The sequence below is a fragment of the Mucilaginibacter sp. 320_HR genome (assembly GCF_059691875.1).
This window is the reverse complement of sequence record NZ_JCAWAI010000004.1, coordinates 479149-494798: the sequence shown is the minus strand read 5'-3', so window position 1 is coordinate 494798 and position 15650 is coordinate 479149. Positions and strand designations below refer to the sequence as shown.

Genomic DNA, 15650 nt, shown 5'->3' with positions numbered 1-15650 from the left:
ATTGGGCAGCCATTAAAACCCTTGCGAATGGTTTGCGATGCAGTACAATAAACTACCTGTCCAATCTTGTCATTCTGAGCTTGTCGAAGACCTATACGCTTTGCAAATGGTTCGACAGGCTCACCCTGACAAATTGGTAAGCCCTCATTCCTGCACCTTTGTTTCGTCCTTTTTGTCTTCGGGTTCTTTTTCTTCTAAAGGTTCATCAACCGGGTTAAAGGCTTCAATAGGTTCTTTTTCTTCTACAGGTTCAGCCGTTTTTGCTCTACGACCAGTAAACAGTTTTTTAATAAAGCTGCCAACAGCCACAAAACCAATCATCACCAGTTTCCAGAATTTAAGTATCAGCGCAAAGAAGCCAACTTTGGCTAAAATCTTCCCTGCCACCAGGCCGCCGATAGTCCATGCCGCAACTTCATCAATACCGGAGTCGTAGTCGCTGTACTTGTATCCTTTAGAAAAGTTTACCACATTAAGCACATGCGGTACATCTGCCTTAACAGCAGCCAGTTCGTTCATGGTTGCTATGGCGTTAAGTACCAGTACGCCTTTACGGCCCAACACACGCACGTTGTAGTTAAGCGTATTAACGCTGTCCTTACCAAACTTAATTTCTTTTGCCCAATGCAGTATATGCCGCTTGCCGTCATAAAACGGCGAGGATGCCCAGCCTACAAAGCTTAACGGCGGATAGCCTGCCTTTTCGCGTTCGGGGTTTTCTTCCAGAGTTTCCTTTTGTAATTGGGTAAGCAGTTCGGAGTAATCTATCTCGTTGGCGTCATCATCCTTTACATACCCTATAGGGTTGTACTGAATGTTGAAGACGTAACCACCAAGCTGCAATACACTCTGCTTTTCCGGCACCAGAAAGCCGAGGGTCATGTTGTCTGTTTTAGGGTTTCCCCATACGTCGGTAAGTATCTTAAGAGCCTGTACCGAATCCAGGTACTTAAAACCCGGCGGAACGGTAACTGTAGCTACACCATTGCCGATAGAAATGGTGCCGTGCTGGTATTTAAAAGATTTTTCGAACTCCGCAATTTTAACTTCGGTACTGTCCTGAGCTGATGCGGCAGCAGTGTACAGAACAATAGCAAAAATAAGCGAGTAAAGTATTCTCATGTGATAAGGTTTGTGAAGCCTAAATATAACACGTTTACTGTTAATAGAAAATTAAGTAATTGAATTGTGACGGGTGATTAAACCAGGGATTGATTTACAAAAGCCTGCCAATACAGGACCTGCCTCCTGACAATTAGATGGTAAACAATTTAAAATACATGTGGTTATACCTGTGGTTACCAAAACGAAATCTCGTGCAAAAAAGCATCCAACAATACGTATTATCGGGCATTATCCTGCTGGCAACGCTTGCTGGTAGCGGCATTGTAAAGGCGCAAGTGGCCCCTCCTATCGACTCACTTAAGGCTGACTCTTTACGCAATCATAAAAAGGTGTACCCGCCCAATCCGGGGCTTGCCTCGCAGTATGACATTGGTGACCTTGCGCGTGACCTGCTGCATCCCAATAAAAAGCCGGATACTACCAAAAAGCCGTCCGGTATAACGGTGATTCCCAATATTGCATCAAACCCCAGTATAGGTTTTCAGCTGGGTATAAAAGCAGTTGCCGGAAGGGTTTTAGGTACCGATCCAAGCACGCTGCTGTCTGTAGCGGCAACATCCGCATCTATCACTACCAAAAACATCATTTACTTTTACGTAACGCATAACGTCTTCACCAACGGTAACAAATGGAACCTGCAAGGTAGCCTGGTGGCTGCAAAAACCGTTACGCCAGACTTTGGTATCGGCATTGGCCGGGGTAACTTCAGCAGTTCGGAGGCTATAGCATTAACCAATCCCGACCGTAAGGGTTATGCGCTTAATGCATTGTATTTCCGCTTTAGCGAAAAGGTTTATAAGGAAGTAGCCGAACACCTATTTGTTGGCGGTGGTTTATCATTCGAACTGCGCCGTAACATTGAAGACAAGCGATCCGAACCTACTGCGCTTACACCATATTATGTTTACAGCGACCAGCATGGTTTTAATAGAAACGGTTACAGTGCCAACGGCATGCTGTTCAACGTACAGTACACCACACGTGATAACCAGAACCGTGCCTATAAGGGCATTTATGCTGATGCGGGCATCCGCGTAAACGAAACGTTTTTGGGCAGCAGTAAAGATGCAGTACAATTAACAGTGGACCTAAGAAAGTATATCAGCTTATCCCGGTCGCACCCGGAGCATGTTATTGCTTTCTGGGCTTGGGGGTCTTACCTCCTAAGCGGCGATTTGCCTCTACTTGAACTACCGGGTTCCGGCAAGGACCCTAACTTCAGGAGCGCCAGGGGCTATACTGTAGGCTACTTCAAAGGCACCAAATACTTTGATGGTGAGGTGGAGTACCGTTTCCCTATCACCAGGAACAAGTTCCTAAGCGGCGTGACCTTCTTCAGCATGCAAACCGCTGCCGATAACCTGGGCACCAATCTGTTTGAAGTATGGCAGCCTGGCGGCGGTGCAGGTTTGCGCGTGCTGTTTAATAAGGCTACCCGTACTAACTTGTGCCTGGATTACGCCTGGGGTAAATACGGCTCGAGAGGGTTTTTCCTTGGCTTGAACGAGGCATTCTAACGCCACGGTGTAACGTTTTACAATAAACTGTCAATTAAAGGGCGGGAGTGTATTAGGTTTGCACGTTAAATTAGCATCTACTACACATTATGCCTGAGTTAAGCAACCCGGCTGCTTCAAGCCGAAAGATCAACAAAATAGAAATTGCATTGCTGACCATTGTTTTTGCACTGGTAATAGCAGGAATTGTTATTTGTTTTGTAAACAAGCAGTGGTTTGAGGATGTATATACCAGCGAGGACGGCTTTATAGAAAACTTTACTGTTTTCCCTTTATCTGTAGCTGTAGTTACGGCTATGGTTTACCTAATTAGGCTGGCAAGCAAACGCAGCTGGATGTTTATTCTGTGTATGAGCGTGGCTGCGCTGTTCGGCTTGTTTGTAGCAGGCGAAGAAATAAGCTGGGGTCAGCGAATATTTCATGTGGAATCATCTGAGTTTTTCCTGGAAAACAATGCACAGCACGAAACCAACCTCCATAACATGGTTGTAGATGGCGAAAAGGTGAACAAAATTATTTTTACCTGGTTGCTGGGCTTAACAGTGGCTTTATACCTTTTCCTGCTCCCATGGCTTTACGCTACAAAGGCAGGCGTTAAGCGGTTTATAGATTGGGCAGGTATCCCGGTGCCGCACCGTGTACAGATCATTGCCGCTATTGCGCTGTTCGTTTGCATTGGTATTATCCCAAGCTCTAAAAACTCCGAGCTGCTGGAGTTAGGCATTTCATCCATCTTCCTGCTTATACTGCTTTACCCGCAAAATGTAGCTGTGTTCCGCACGGATAAAGCATAACTCACGTATAAATTATACTTTATAGTGATTACTATAAACAAAAAACGCCCCGCAAATTGCGGGGCGTTTTTACGCTAAATTGTATTATTATAATTAAACAACTTTTACATTCACTGCGTTTAAACCTTTGCGGCCGTTCTCTACGTCAAATTCAACGCTATCATTTTCGCGGATCTGATCGATTAAGCCTGTAGAATGAACAAATACTTCCTGGCCACCTTCTGAAGGGATAATAAAGCCAAAACCCTTTGTTTCATTGAAAAATTTTACTGTTCCTTTTTGCATTGTATATTTTATTAAAGTGCGCAAGGTAAGTATAATAATCGGCAATGGCATAATTTAAAAGCAATAGTTGCTTTGTAGCTGGTGTACAGGCAGGCTATAGGGCCACTCTATTGCTCGTTACTGCTTAGTACAACTCCTGTGGTGTTCAGGAACACTTTGCGTACGTTAGCAGGCTGAGACACCTTCCAGATAGCGCGTCTTACGGCAAACAATCGACTTTTAGCTATCCAGGTAAACCCAACCGTGTCGCCCTGGTTGCCACCATATATCAGGTAATTCTCTTTGCTCTCGCCTATGTAAAAGGCAACGTGGCCGCCGCCGGGGCGTATAAACACCAGTGTATCGCCCAGCATGGCTTTGTCATCATCAACATGTTTGCCCCATTTGGCCCATGCCAATGCCGAAAGCAGCTGCGTGTTGTACGGGAAGCCCGCGCGTTTGGCGCAGATGCCCATAAAAAGGCCGCACCATGGCACACTATCATCTGTATACCAGCCGGCAACGCCAACTTCTTTGGCCCATTTCATAATATCTGGATTACTACCGGTGCCTTTATGCTCCAGTAAACCGTAGTGAGTTAATGCTTCTTTCAGCATTTTAGGGCCGGGTTCTTTAGCAACCCAGGCATAAGGTTCAGGGATGGTTTTCATTACTATAAATATTTACATAAATATAGCTAATATTTTTAGCAAAACAAGGGTGTTTACACTAAAAATACCCCGTAAAAACACGGTAGTTGTAGCAACGGCAACTTTTAGGCTACGATAGACAAACGGCGACCGTGAAGTGTTTCTTCAGAATCTTTAACTATTCCACGGATCTTTTCATCCAGTTCGTTAATGGTAACTTCCATCATGTTGAAATAATTAAACTCAACCTGCTCCATTTTCAAAAGGTCCATAATGCCCAATAAAGACGCTACAGGGCGGCGTAGTTCGTGCGACTGCATAATAGCAATCCGCTGCAATGCTTCGTTCTGTACGTTTATGTAAGCTTCCTGATGTTTACGGTGTGTTATATCGGTAGAGTTTAGGGCCACTCCTATTACCTCGCCATCTGTATCGCGCACTGGAATAAATGTGGTAACCTTCCAGCACTCGTTAGCTGTGCCGGATGAAAGCAACCATTCGCGCTTAATAGGTCGGCCTGAAAGTGCTATGTTGTAGTATTTTTTAAATTGCGAAAGTATATTACGATCGGTGTAAGCCAGCAAATTGTCACCGGTGGCCAACTTGTGCTGATGATGTGTACGCACAAATAAAGCAGCAGCACGATTGAACGCCAAAACCTCAAAATTTCGCCCTGCCAAAATATGATCATCTACCGAGCTGTCGAATATTGCTTTTAGCTTGATCTCCGATTCGCGATGGGCGGCAGCCATCTCCTGTTCCCGGCGATATTGTACATCAAGCGAACCCAGGCTCCAGTGTAATTCCATTAGGTTTACCACTTGTTTGGCCAATATCTTTATAGAGGTTAACTGGTGCTGGGTAAGCTGCCTCGGCTTCATATCCACTACACAAAGGCTGCCCAAGGCGTATCCATCTTTAGTTATCAATGGTGCACCGGCATAAAAACGCACGTTTGGCTCACCGGTAACTAAAGGGTTTGTGTTAAAGGTGATATCCAGCAACATATCAGGTATTACCAGCACTTCTTCCTGCTCAATTGTGTAATTGCAAAAGGATACACCACGGTCGGTACATTCCAGATCGGTGCCTTTAGCTGCCTTAAACCATTGGGTGTCCTTATCAAGAAGCGTGACCAAAGCAACGGGCGTTTCACAAATTTCGGCGACCAGATTCACCAGGTCATTTAGATCCTTGGCGATACCATCATCCGGACTCATGAATCTGCTGACAGCCGTTAGGCGTTCCTGCTCGGTATATTTCATTGCAGCATTATACAAATAAATGTTTAAACAGTTTTGTGGTAAATGCAAATTTAACCACCACTTTAACCTCGCTTTAATTACAAGGCAATTGCCTTACGATTAAGTATTTGCATCAGCATTTATGGGTATATATCAGGGGTTTATATACGTAGAAAAATACCAGCAAAAAAGCCCCTGGGCTGTTGCCATGGGGCTTACCAAATCATTAATAATACGCATACTCACCACCAAGCGCAGCTATTAATATTTGGCCATATTGTATCATATAAAATGTGAAAGTCGTAAGCTATCTGATATACGACGATTACAATTGCGTGGTTTTGGCTATAAAGGTTATTTTTACCAGCAATGAAAGCATTTATTTTTGACCTTAACGGTACCATGGTAAACGATATGCCCTATCACGCCAAAGCATGGACACGGCTATTGAACGAAGAATTACACGCAGGCTTTAGCGAAGACAAGATAAAAGCAAATATGTACGGCAAAAACCCTGAAGTACTGGCAAGGCTTTTTGGAGAAGGCAAGTTTAGCCATGATGAGGCAGAAAGGTACTCCAATGACAAAGAGGAACAATACCGGTTGGAATATAAGGACCACATGGAATTGCTCCCCGGCCTAAATGAGTTTTTAAAGGACGCTTACCAGGCAGGTATACCTATGGCGATAGGATCTGCCGCTATAACAGCTAATATTGATTTTGTATTGGATAATCTCAACATACGGCATTACTTTAAAGCAATTGTAAGCGCCGATGATGTTACCCACAGCAAACCAGATCCGGAGACCTTTATAAAACCGGCAAAAATGATGGGTGTAGCTCCGGAGGATTGTGTTGTGTTTGAAGACGTACCTAAAGGCGCGGAAGCTGCAAAGAATGCAGGAATGAAAACTTTTATACTTACAACTACGCATGATCCGGAAGACTTTGAAGACCGGGAAAACATCCTGGGCTTTGCAGCAGATTTTAACGACCTTAAAATAAAACAACTGATACAAACCTAAAACCACATTGAAAAAGTACCTAAACCTTACCGCCTTTATTTTAATTGCAATCGCCGTATCATCCTGTAGCAGGAGCTACTATGCGCCAGGCCTTTACCATAACGATGTACAATTCATGATAAAACCGCATTCGAAAGATTCGGTAAAAACAAGGGTTTATGCATCCGGGGTTTACCTGGCTCAAAATGGTGCAGGCAGTCAGGGCGGTTCTCAAAGCGGATTGCTTAATGTTTACCGCTCCCACACGCTACGTCATTTCAACCTCAGTTACGGTGCGCTGGGCTATACCGGCGTATACAGCCGCACCAAAACAGAAGATAATGGTACTATTACTCCGCTTGTAAATAAATCTTTTTACGGGTATGGCTTAAACGGATCAGGGTCATTTTACCTCAGTACAAGAAAGACGGATTTCCGGATAATAGGAATTGACCTTACCTATTCGCATGAAAGCGGTAGTTTTCTCGCGTTTAGAAAAGAGCAGGTAGGCCAGCCTAATGTATCCAGTGCAGCGCAGTCAGGTATGTTTAGTTACGGCATCTTCACAGAGGTTGTCGTAAAGCCCGGCAAAAGCACCAATTTCGGCTTCAAACTGTTTGTAAACCAAACGCCAGGCAACATAACCCGCGACCTAAACCGTGTGGACGAGGATCTACACGTGCATACAGAAAGCAGCGCGATGCTGGGTTTAACTTCTTTTGTGGGCTACAAGCACTTTAACTTCCACACTACTATGGCTTCCGGATCAACCGTTGGCGAATTCAGCGGGGCGGTACAATTTGGCCTTGCCTATAAGTTCTAAGCGTAAACTGAAGGAGCTTTTTCGCGCAGGTTGTAGTTTGAAGCCATTACCTCGCCGTAGGCGCCTGCTGTACGCACAGCTATCAGGTCACCCCGTTGAGATACCGGTAGCTCCACATCTTTACGGAAACAGTCTGTGCTTTCGCAAATAGGGCCAACCACGTCATAATGAAGATGTGCGTTAGCTTCCTGATCTCCGGCTCCTGTTGTCCGGCTAAGATTCTCTATCTGATGGTATGCCTGGTAAAGCATCGGGCGGATCAGTTCGGTCATGCCGGCATCCAGCACCAGGAAGTTCTTCTTCTGCCCCATTTTAACATAAAGCACGCGTGATATAAGCGAAGCACATTGAGCTACCATTGCCCGGCCAAGCTCAAAATGAACTTCCTGACCCGGCTTTACATTAAGGAACTTTTTAAAGACGGCAAAGTAACTCTCAAAGTCAGCTATGCCGTTGCTGTCCGGGTTGTGGTAATCAACGCCAAGGCCGCCGCCTGTGTTTAATACTTTTATTTGGAAGCCATGATCTTCAAACCAGTCCTGCATTTCATTTATGCGGATACAAAGGCTTTTGTAAACCTCCATATCGGTTATCTGCGAACCTATATGAAAATGTATGCCTAAGAACTTAAGATTGGCGGATTTACGCAATGCAGCAACTACATCGTTCAGCTGCCAGGTATTTACACCAAACTTGTTCTCGTCTAAACCGGTGGTGATAAAATGATGCGTATGCGCATCAACATTGGGGTTTATACGGATAGCAACACCGGCAACTTTACCCCTGGCTGCGGCTAGTTCATTTATAATCTCCAGCTCCTGTACAGATTCCACATTAAAACAGAATATATCTGCATCAAGCGCTTCGTTTATCTCCTTGTCAGATTTTCCCACGCCCGCAAACACAATCTTGCTTTTATCAAAGCCGTGTTCAATAGCGTAACGTACTTCGCCGCCGCTCACGCAGTCGGCACCAAACCCATAAGATTGTATGGCATCAACCACGGCGGGGTTGAAGTTTGCCTTCATCGCATAATGCACATGAAAGCCGTATTTTGATGATGCATCGCGGCAGGCGTCCAGCGTGCTCCGCAGCACTTCTGTATCGTAGTAATAAAACGGTGTTTCCAGTCCTTTTAAGCGTTCTATTGTATCTTGTGTGAACATCTTTTCTCTTTCTTATCAACTTCGTCATTGCGGGCAACGAAGCAATCTTTTAGCTATAAAGTTATCGTTCCCTGATAAACATGCTAATCCAAGATTGCTTGTCTTCATGCAACGACGTGTTTGTATTAGTTGGCTGGTTTAAAACAACCTGTTATGCAAGCTCCTTAATGCCTCCACCTTGTCTTCGGTTTTCACCAGCAGGCTCATGTTGTGGTCGCTGCCGCCGTAAGATATCATCCTGATTGGAATATGTTTCAGCGCTTCAAGAACACGGGCTGCGTAACCGTGCTTTTCCGCACCAAAATCGCCTACAACGCATATAATAGTATGGTTCACATCAATTTCCACTGTTCCAAATGCAGCCAGCTCTTTCGTGATCTCGCCCAGGTAGGTAGTGTCATCAATAGTTAATGATACGGCCACTTCAGATGTGGTTATCATATCTATACTGGTGCGATAACGCTCAAAAACCTCAAAAACCCGGCGTAAAAAGCCATGCGCCAGCAGCATGCGGCTGCTTTGTATTTTAATGGCAGTAATGTCGTCCTTAGCAGCTATTGATTTGATCCGGTCTTTCTCACTATCGTTGGTAATGAGTGTACCAAGCGCCTGCGGGTCCATGGTATTAAGCAATCTAACCGGAATCTTATATTTCTGCGCCGGAAACACACTTTGCGGGTGCAATATTTTCGCGCCAAAGTAGGCTAACTCAGCAGCCTCGTCAAAAGACAGCTGCGCTATTGGCGTGGTGCCTTTAACAATGCGCGGGTCATTGTTGTGCATACCGTCAATGTCCGTCCATATCTGAACTTCCTCGCTCTTGATGCCCGCACCTATTAACGAAGCAGTATAGTCGCTGCCACCGCGGCGCAGGTTATCTATCTCGCCAAAAGAATTACGACATATAAAGCCCTGTGTTATAAATAGATTGTTATCCGGGTGCTGCTCCAGCAACGGAGTTAATTCTGATGTGATGTGGTCAACAACAGGTTCGTTATCCTCATCTATCTTCATGAAATCAAGAGCCGGTAACAGTACAGATGGCACGCCTATCTCCTTCAGGTAGATGTGATATAAAGTGGTAGAAAGCAGCTCGCCCTGAGCAAGTATGATCTTGTCTTCTATAGTAGTGAACAGATCATTAGCCAGGTTATTAAGTAACCTGAAGTGGTAATCTATTACTTCTTTACCTTGCTCGTAGAACTCAGGTTTCTCTAAGAGTTCGGTGATGAATACTTCGTACTTGTCTTTAAGTATAGTGATCAGGTTAGCTGCCTTTTGCTTATCACCCCTTAGGTAAGCCTGGCCAATTTCTACCAGGCTGTTAGTGGTTCCGGAAACTGCGGATAGCACCACTATCTGGCGCTCGTTGGGATTAATGATATCCAGCAACTTTTTCATACGGGCGGGACTGCCGACCGATGTACCGCCAAATTTTAAAACTTTCATCTACTTGTGCTATTAACCAACCGCAGCTAACACGCTGCTGCAATTGAGGGGCTAAAAATAGGATTTTAAAGCAGTTCTATCTATAAGGTAGGAAAATATTTTGGCGACTTCATCACCCCTAGCTTCGTCTTTCACGTTCGGAGAAAAAGCAGGTGCCTTCAATTAACAACTCTGACTAGCTTTCCAATAAATTCTCATTATTTTTAGCTGCCAACATAAACTATAATGAGATACATTTTCCTGCTAATGTTTGTGCCCTTGTTTGCAACAGCGCAGCGTAAGCCTACAAACCAAAACCTGTTTGATACTATCCCGTTCATACCGGAGCATACTGTGCAGAGGCTTGCCGAGTTTAAGAAACAGCCTGTGACCACCGGCGGTATTATGTTCCTGGGGAACAGTATTACGGAGATGGGTAATTGGGCCGGCATCCTGAAGGACACCACGGTAGTAAACCGCGGCATTGGTGGTGATATCACTTATGGCTTACGGAAACGATTAGATGATGTTACCATTCGCAAGCCTAAAAAGATCTTCCTGATTATTGGAATTAACGATATTGGCAAGGATATACCCGACTCGGTGATTGCTTACAATCACGCTATTATCGTGCGGGAGATACATGCTAAGAGCCCCGATACCAAAATCTATGTAGAAAGCATCTTACCGCTCAATCCAACAATGCCGCATTTTCCGCAGCATTACGACAAAGCCGAACATATCCCACGGATTAACAAAATGCTGGAGGCAAATGCCGCGGCTTTAAACTACACCTACATAAATCTGTGGCCTATCTTTGCAGACAAGAGCGGGCGTTTAAAAGCGGAGTTTACCGCCGAGGGCCTGCACCTTAAACCTGCCGCTTACGAAATTTGGGTGGCTTATCTAAAAAAACTTAAGTTCCTGTAAACTTGCTATGAATAAAACGAAAGTAGCCATTCTTGGCGCAGGCTTTATATCCGACATACACCTGGAATCATATCACCGCTTTATTCCCGAAGCTGAAGTAGTGGCGGTTTACGCCCGCAGTGCGGAAAAGGCCAGCGCATTTGCTGCAAAGTACCACATATCGCAATCGTTCACTAGCGTTGACGAACTGCTTGCAAACACCGATTGCGATATAGTGGATATATGTGTACCAAACTACCTGCATGCCGAATACTGCATTAAAGCAGCAAATGCGGGCAAGCACATTATCATAGAAAAGCCACTGGCTGTAACGCTTGAAGAAGCCGATGAAATGATTGCCGCATGCAAAGCAAACAACGTTAAACTGATGTATGCAGAAGAGCTATGTTTTGCACCTAAATACGAGCGCGCCCGGCACCTTGTTAATGAAGGAGCCGTGGGAGAGGTATACATGCTAAAGCAGTCTGAAAAGCACAGCGGCCCACATACAGATTGGTTCTATGACATTAATCTGGCTGGTGGAGGCGTATTAATGGACATGGGATGCCACGCGCTGGGCTGGTTCAGGTGGATGACCAATCATGCAAAGCCTAAAAGCGTTTACGCAACCATGGCTACTGTGTTTCACAAAGGCCGTACTAAAGGCGAGGACAATGCAGTTGTAGTTGTAGAATTTGAGAACAGCGTAACCTGCATAGCAGAAAGCAGCTGGGCCAAGCACGGCGGCATGGATGATAAGTGTGAGATCTACGGCACTGGTGGGGTGATATACGCCGACTTATTCCTGGGTAACTCAGCGCTTACTTACAGCCGAGAGGGTTATGGCTATGCTATGGAAAAAGCCGACACTACCGCTGGTTGGACGTTCACCATATTTGAAGAAGTATTTAACCAGGGTTATCCGCACGAATTAAAGCACTTTATTGAATGCGTTCGTGAGGACAAAAATCCGCTGGTTACCGGCGAGGATGGTCGTGCCGTAATGGAACTGATTTACGCAGCGTACGCTTCTGCCGGACTCGGCAAAAAGATCATGCTTCCTTATTCTGCACAAGTGAAAAAACCGGTTGATCTTTGGCTGAACCCTATACAAGAATAACATGAAAATCAAAATATACGACACTAACGACGAAATGTCTAAAGCAGCTGCCGACCTGGTGGTACAGCAGCTACAGGAAAAGCCTGATTCCGTTATTTGTTTCCCGTCCGGCGAATCGCCCACGGGTATGTTGCGCTACCTGGTGCAATATGCTCATGAGGGCACCGCCGACCTGAGTCGCTGTTATATTGTAGGGTTAGACGAGTGGGTGGGAATGGATGAAAGCAACCACGGGAGCTGCAAACATTACCTGCACACCAACTTTTTTAACCATTTGGACATTGATCCGGAGCGCGTGGTGATGTTCAACGCCAAGGCAGATGACTTGGAAGCCGAATGCGAGCGCATAAACAACTTTATCAGCAGTAAAGGCGGATTAGATATAATGATGGTGGGCGTTGGCATGAACGGGCATCTAGGCTTAAATGAGCCTGGGACTGAGTGGGACCTGTATGCCCATGTGTCTGATCTGGATCCTATAACAGTGCAGGTAGGTCAGAAATACTTCCAGGAAGAAACAGCTTTAACAAAAGGCATTACACTTGGCTTAAAGCACTTGCAGGAAGCTAAACAACCTATATTACTAGCAGCAGGCACCAAAAAGGCCGGTATCATTGCAGAGTCGTTACAAGGCCCCATCGGCACTGATGTTCCGGCTACCATTTTGCAAACGCTTCCGCATGCCCGCATCCTATTGGACAAGTTCGCCGCTTCAGAACTGGAACACGCTTCCTGATGGATCAGCAGTTATCGCAGTTAATTACAGCGCTAAACAATGCGCCCGCACTTTTATCCTGTAAAAAGGTAGCTGCCGGGTTTGATGGCTTTGTAGACTCCATTGTAAAGGTGGTCAACAACAAAACTGTTGAAGGTGAAACAGTGTTTTTCCAAACTATCAGAGAGTTTGGAAACTACATATCTGCAAAAAGCGGTTCGGGATTTAGCCTGGAAAGTGAGGAACTTGTCCAAAAGCTTGGCGGTAACATGCCCATCATGAGTAATGCGCTGGGTGCCCTTGGCGTTAGCGTAAGCTGTGTAGGCGCTTTCGGTGTGCCTGCCTTAAATCCCGCGTTTGCCGCCATGCATCCAGGCTGCAAGCTATACAGCTTTACCAACCCGGGGTTTACCACGGCGATGGAATTTGCCGATGGCAAAATCATGCTGGCGCAGATGACCGACCTCAACCATGCCGACTGGAATACCGTTAAAAATGCAATCGGCTTAACCCAGTTGAAGGACATTTTTTTAAGCTCAGAATTAGTTTGCCTGGTAAACTGGAGCGAGTTGGAACACTCCAATGCCATTTGGCAGGGTTTATTAACAGATGTATTCTCAACCATCGCGGCGCCCTCTCGCTCTAAACGGTTTTTCTTCGACCTATCCGATTGTTCTAAACGCAGCAGCGAAACTATCACAAACGCACTAAAGCTTATAGCAGAGTTTGGCGGCTACGGCAACGCCATGTTGAGCCTCAACCGCAATGAGGCAGGCATACTGTACAGTATCCTGGTGAATGAGCAGACCCCAACAGATCTCGGACAGATCGGAGAGGATTTGTTTAGTTTGCTTAATGTATCTACCCTCATCATTCATACTTCCAAAATCTCCCTGGCTTGGGATGTAAATGGCAATTATACTGATGTTCCACAGTTTATTGACAATCCTCACATTTCTACTGGTGCAGGGGACAACTTCAACGCTGGTTATTGCCTCGCTAGCCTTTTAGGTTTAGAAGCCGGTTTGTCGCTCATCCTCGCAAACAGCGTATCAAATTGTTACATAAATACCGGCGAAAGCCCTGCAATTAGTACGTTGGTTGGGTATTTATCTCAGAAAATATCAGCATCTTTATAATACCAATTATACTTCTTCATGTCTGTAAATACACCCCCGGGCGATGCTGCGTCGCTCACGTTTGATGCCATTGTTATCGGTTCAGGAATTAGCGGCGGCTGGGCTGCCAAGGAGCTTTGCGAACAGGGACTCAAAACCCTGGTACTGGAGCGCGGCCGCAACGTAGAGCACATCAAGGACTACCCTACTGCTACAACCCCACCGTGGGAATTCAGGTACCGCGGCCGCATAAACCGTGAACAGCAGGAACAAAACCCGCTTATTACGAAAGCTGCAGGTTACGGCGATGACTGCGATCATTTTTTTGTAAAAGATGCTGATCACCCCTATGTACAGGAAAAGCCTTTTGACTGGATCCGCGGATACCAGGTTGGTGGCAAATCGCTCACCTGGGGGCGTGCTACACAACGCTGGAGTGAATTTGAATTTACCGCTCCAGAGCGCTTTGGTTATGGTATAGGCTGGCCAATTGGTTACAAAGACGTTGCACCCTGGTACTCCCATGTAGAAAAATTTATAGGCATATGCGGTAATAAAGATGGCCTGGAGGCTATGCCTGACGGCGAATTCATGACGCCGTTTGAAATGAATGCCCCCTTGAAACACATCCGTGAATCACTTAAGCAAAACTATACCGACCGGCACCTGGTACACGCCCGCTGGGCGCACCTGACGGAACCTGGCGAAGTACACCTGCAGCAGGGACGCGGCAAATGCCAGGCACGTAACATGTGCATGAGAGGTTGCCCATTCGGAGGATACTTTAGTTCGGTAAGTTCCACCCTTCCTTGGGCAAAAAAAACCGGGAACCTCACCATTCGCCCCCACTCCGTAGTGCATTCGATAATTTATGACGGGCATTTAGGCAAAGCTTCAGGCGTAAGGGTGATTGATGCCGAAACTAAAGAGGTAATAGAATATAAAGCACGTATCATCTTCCTTAATGCATCTGCACTAAACAGCAACCTTGTACTGCTTAATTCAAAATCTAAGCGTTTCCCCAATGGTTTGGGGAACGACAACGGTTTAATGGGCAAATACATCGCTTTCCATAATTATCGCGCCTCGGTAACAGCAGACCTGGACGGTTACCTCGACAGCTATTATTACGGCCGCAACCCTACAGATCTTATCTTGGTGAACTTCCGCAACCTGCACAAACAGGAAACTGATTTTAAGGGTGGCTACACCACTTTCATGAATGCGTATCGTGATCAACATTCTGAAAAAACCACGGAGCAAATCGGGGCGAAATATAAGGACGAACTTTGTGAGCCCGGCAGCTGGCATGTGTTTGCTTATTTACAGGGCGAGACAGTACCTAAAGAAAGCAACCATGTACGCCTGAGCGATGATAAAAAGGACCAGTGGGGAATACCACTGTTGGTTACCTCCGTAGCGTATGATGACAATGACGACCGGATGATTGCAGACTTTCACACGCAAACGTCGCAGATGCTGGAAAAAGCCGGCTGCAAGAACATACAAACACACAACACCAAACAAGCGCCCGGGCTGGACATCCACGAGATGGGTGGTGTGCGTATGGGTAAAGACCCAAAAACATCGTTGTTAAATGAATGGAACCAGCTGCACTTATGTAAAAACGTTTTCGTTACCGATGGGGCCTGCATGGCCAGTACAGGCAATCAAAGTCCATCTATATTGTATATGGCTTTAACCGCCCGGGCGGCAACCTATGCAGTTAACCAAATGAAAGAAGGTAAGCTTTAATATTTCTCAACAGTAAT

Annotated in this window: 16 protein-coding genes; 10 read left to right on the top strand and 6 right to left on the bottom strand. The window is 45.7% G+C overall.

Going from position 1 to position 15650, the window contains the following annotated elements:
• Positions 1-144 precede the first annotated feature (144 nt).
• The gene (locus tag AC59GT_RS16905; RefSeq protein ID WP_497238712.1) at positions 145-1122 is read right to left on the bottom strand and encodes a DUF2167 domain-containing protein; all 978 of its coding nucleotides are present in this window, start codon (positions 1120-1122) and stop codon (positions 145-147) included.
• Between the two features lie 194 nt (positions 1123-1316).
• Here AC59GT_RS16905 and AC59GT_RS16900 point away from each other — a divergent pair, with 194 nt between their 5' ends.
• Together AC59GT_RS16900 and AC59GT_RS16895 are read left to right on the top strand one after the other, a co-directional pair.
• Complete coding sequence (locus AC59GT_RS16900) at positions 1317-2642, top strand: BamA/TamA family outer membrane protein (RefSeq protein WP_497238711.1); 1326 nt, start codon at positions 1317-1319, stop codon at positions 2640-2642.
• Between the two features lie 89 nt (positions 2643-2731).
• The gene (locus tag AC59GT_RS16895) at positions 2732-3436 is read left to right on the top strand and encodes a hypothetical protein (protein ID WP_497238710.1); all 705 of its coding nucleotides are present in this window, start codon (positions 2732-2734) and stop codon (positions 3434-3436) included.
• A 93-nt stretch (positions 3437-3529) separates the two neighbouring features.
• Here AC59GT_RS16895 and AC59GT_RS16890 read toward each other — a convergent pair whose 3' ends face one another.
• The 3 genes from AC59GT_RS16890 to AC59GT_RS16880 form a co-directional block, all read right to left on the bottom strand.
• Positions 3530-3721, bottom strand: coding sequence for a cold-shock protein (locus tag AC59GT_RS16890; protein WP_117382983.1), 192 nt, complete (start codon positions 3719-3721; stop codon positions 3530-3532).
• 107 nt (positions 3722-3828) lie between these two features.
• The gene (locus AC59GT_RS16885) at positions 3829-4371 is read right to left on the bottom strand and encodes a TIGR02594 family protein (RefSeq protein ID WP_497238709.1); all 543 of its coding nucleotides are present in this window, start codon (positions 4369-4371) and stop codon (positions 3829-3831) included.
• A 104-nt stretch (positions 4372-4475) separates the two neighbouring features.
• Positions 4476-5615: a GAF domain-containing protein gene (locus tag AC59GT_RS16880; RefSeq protein ID WP_497238708.1), complete on the bottom strand. Its 1140-nt coding sequence runs from the start codon at positions 5613-5615 to the stop codon at positions 4476-4478.
• A 121-nt stretch (positions 5616-5736) separates the two neighbouring features.
• Here AC59GT_RS16880 and AC59GT_RS16875 point away from each other — a divergent pair, with 121 nt between their 5' ends.
• From AC59GT_RS16875 to AC59GT_RS16865, 3 genes are all read left to right on the top strand, one after another.
• A complete protein-coding gene (locus AC59GT_RS16875; RefSeq protein ID WP_497238707.1) occupies positions 5737-5859 on the top strand; it encodes a hypothetical protein in 123 nt (40 codons plus the stop codon).
• Between the two features lie 104 nt (positions 5860-5963).
• The gene (locus tag AC59GT_RS16870; protein WP_497238706.1) at positions 5964-6620 is read left to right on the top strand and encodes an HAD family hydrolase; all 657 of its coding nucleotides are present in this window, start codon (positions 5964-5966) and stop codon (positions 6618-6620) included.
• 7 nt (positions 6621-6627) lie between these two features.
• Complete coding sequence (locus AC59GT_RS16865; protein WP_497238705.1) at positions 6628-7422, top strand: hypothetical protein; 795 nt, start codon at positions 6628-6630, stop codon at positions 7420-7422.
• On the opposite strand, the gene lysA is transcribed toward AC59GT_RS16865, so the two are convergent.
• Positions 7419-8588, bottom strand: a complete 1170-nt coding sequence (gene lysA, locus AC59GT_RS16860; RefSeq protein WP_497238704.1) for a diaminopimelate decarboxylase — start codon at positions 8586-8588, stop codon at positions 7419-7421. The two genes, AC59GT_RS16865 and lysA, sit on opposite strands and share 4 nt — an antisense overlap.
• A gap of 138 nt (positions 8589-8726) precedes the next feature.
• On the bottom strand, positions 8727-10037 hold the full coding sequence (locus AC59GT_RS16855) for an aspartate kinase (protein ID WP_497238703.1): 1311 nt from the start codon (positions 10035-10037) through the stop codon (positions 8727-8729).
• 225 nt (positions 10038-10262) lie between these two features.
• On the opposite strand from AC59GT_RS16855, the gene AC59GT_RS16850 reads away from it, so the two are divergent.
• The 5 genes from AC59GT_RS16850 to AC59GT_RS16830 are packed head-to-tail and all read left to right on the top strand — an operon-like array spanning position 10263 to position 15633.
• Positions 10263-10946, top strand: a complete 684-nt coding sequence (locus tag AC59GT_RS16850; protein ID WP_497238702.1) for a GDSL-type esterase/lipase family protein — start codon at positions 10263-10265, stop codon at positions 10944-10946.
• 7 nt (positions 10947-10953) lie between these two features.
• Positions 10954-12045 (top strand): Gfo/Idh/MocA family protein, encoded by a 1092-nt coding sequence (locus tag AC59GT_RS16845; protein ID WP_497238701.1) that lies wholly within the window; start codon positions 10954-10956, stop codon positions 12043-12045.
• A 1-nt stretch (position 12046) separates the two neighbouring features.
• Complete coding sequence (locus tag AC59GT_RS16840) at positions 12047-12781, top strand: glucosamine-6-phosphate deaminase (protein ID WP_497238700.1); 735 nt, start codon at positions 12047-12049, stop codon at positions 12779-12781.
• A complete protein-coding gene (locus tag AC59GT_RS16835; protein WP_497238699.1) occupies positions 12781-13899 on the top strand; it encodes a hypothetical protein in 1119 nt (372 codons plus the stop codon). Before AC59GT_RS16840 ends, AC59GT_RS16835 begins: the two co-directional genes overlap by 1 nt.
• Positions 13900-13917: 18 nt before the next feature.
• Positions 13918-15633, top strand: a complete 1716-nt coding sequence (locus tag AC59GT_RS16830) for a GMC oxidoreductase (protein WP_497238698.1) — start codon at positions 13918-13920, stop codon at positions 15631-15633.
• The last annotated feature ends 17 nt before the right edge of the window (positions 15634-15650 follow it).

Excerpts from the sequence above, each read along its gene's own strand:
- AC59GT_RS16905 (WP_497238712.1), bottom strand. The coding sequence starts at position 1,122 with ATGAGAATACTTTACTCGCTTATTTTTGCTATTGTTCTGTACACTGCT.
- AC59GT_RS16895 (WP_497238710.1), top strand. The coding sequence starts at position 2,732 with ATGCCTGAGTTAAGCAACCCGGCTGCTTCAAGCCGAAAGATCAACAAA.
- AC59GT_RS16890 (WP_117382983.1), bottom strand. The coding sequence starts at position 3,721 with ATGCAAAAAGGAACAGTAAAATTTTTCAATGAAACAAAGGGTTTTGGC.
- AC59GT_RS16885 (WP_497238709.1), bottom strand. The coding sequence starts at position 4,371 with ATGAAAACCATCCCTGAACCTTATGCCTGGGTTGCTAAAGAACCCGGC.
- AC59GT_RS16880 (WP_497238708.1), bottom strand. The coding sequence starts at position 5,615 with ATGAAATATACCGAGCAGGAACGCCTAACGGCTGTCAGCAGATTCATG.
- AC59GT_RS16875 (WP_497238707.1), top strand. The coding sequence starts at position 5,737 with ATGGGTATATATCAGGGGTTTATATACGTAGAAAAATACCAGCAAAAA.
- AC59GT_RS16870 (WP_497238706.1), top strand. The coding sequence starts at position 5,964 with ATGAAAGCATTTATTTTTGACCTTAACGGTACCATGGTAAACGATATG.
- lysA (WP_497238704.1), bottom strand. The coding sequence starts at position 8,588 with ATGTTCACACAAGATACAATAGAACGCTTAAAAGGACTGGAAACACCG.
- AC59GT_RS16855 (WP_497238703.1), bottom strand. The coding sequence starts at position 10,037 with ATGAAAGTTTTAAAATTTGGCGGTACATCGGTCGGCAGTCCCGCCCGT.
- AC59GT_RS16850 (WP_497238702.1), top strand. The coding sequence starts at position 10,263 with ATGAGATACATTTTCCTGCTAATGTTTGTGCCCTTGTTTGCAACAGCG.
- AC59GT_RS16845 (WP_497238701.1), top strand. The coding sequence starts at position 10,954 with ATGAATAAAACGAAAGTAGCCATTCTTGGCGCAGGCTTTATATCCGAC.
- AC59GT_RS16840 (WP_497238700.1), top strand. The coding sequence starts at position 12,047 with ATGAAAATCAAAATATACGACACTAACGACGAAATGTCTAAAGCAGCT.
- AC59GT_RS16835 (WP_497238699.1), top strand. The coding sequence starts at position 12,781 with ATGGATCAGCAGTTATCGCAGTTAATTACAGCGCTAAACAATGCGCCC.
- AC59GT_RS16830 (WP_497238698.1), top strand. The coding sequence starts at position 13,918 with ATGTCTGTAAATACACCCCCGGGCGATGCTGCGTCGCTCACGTTTGAT.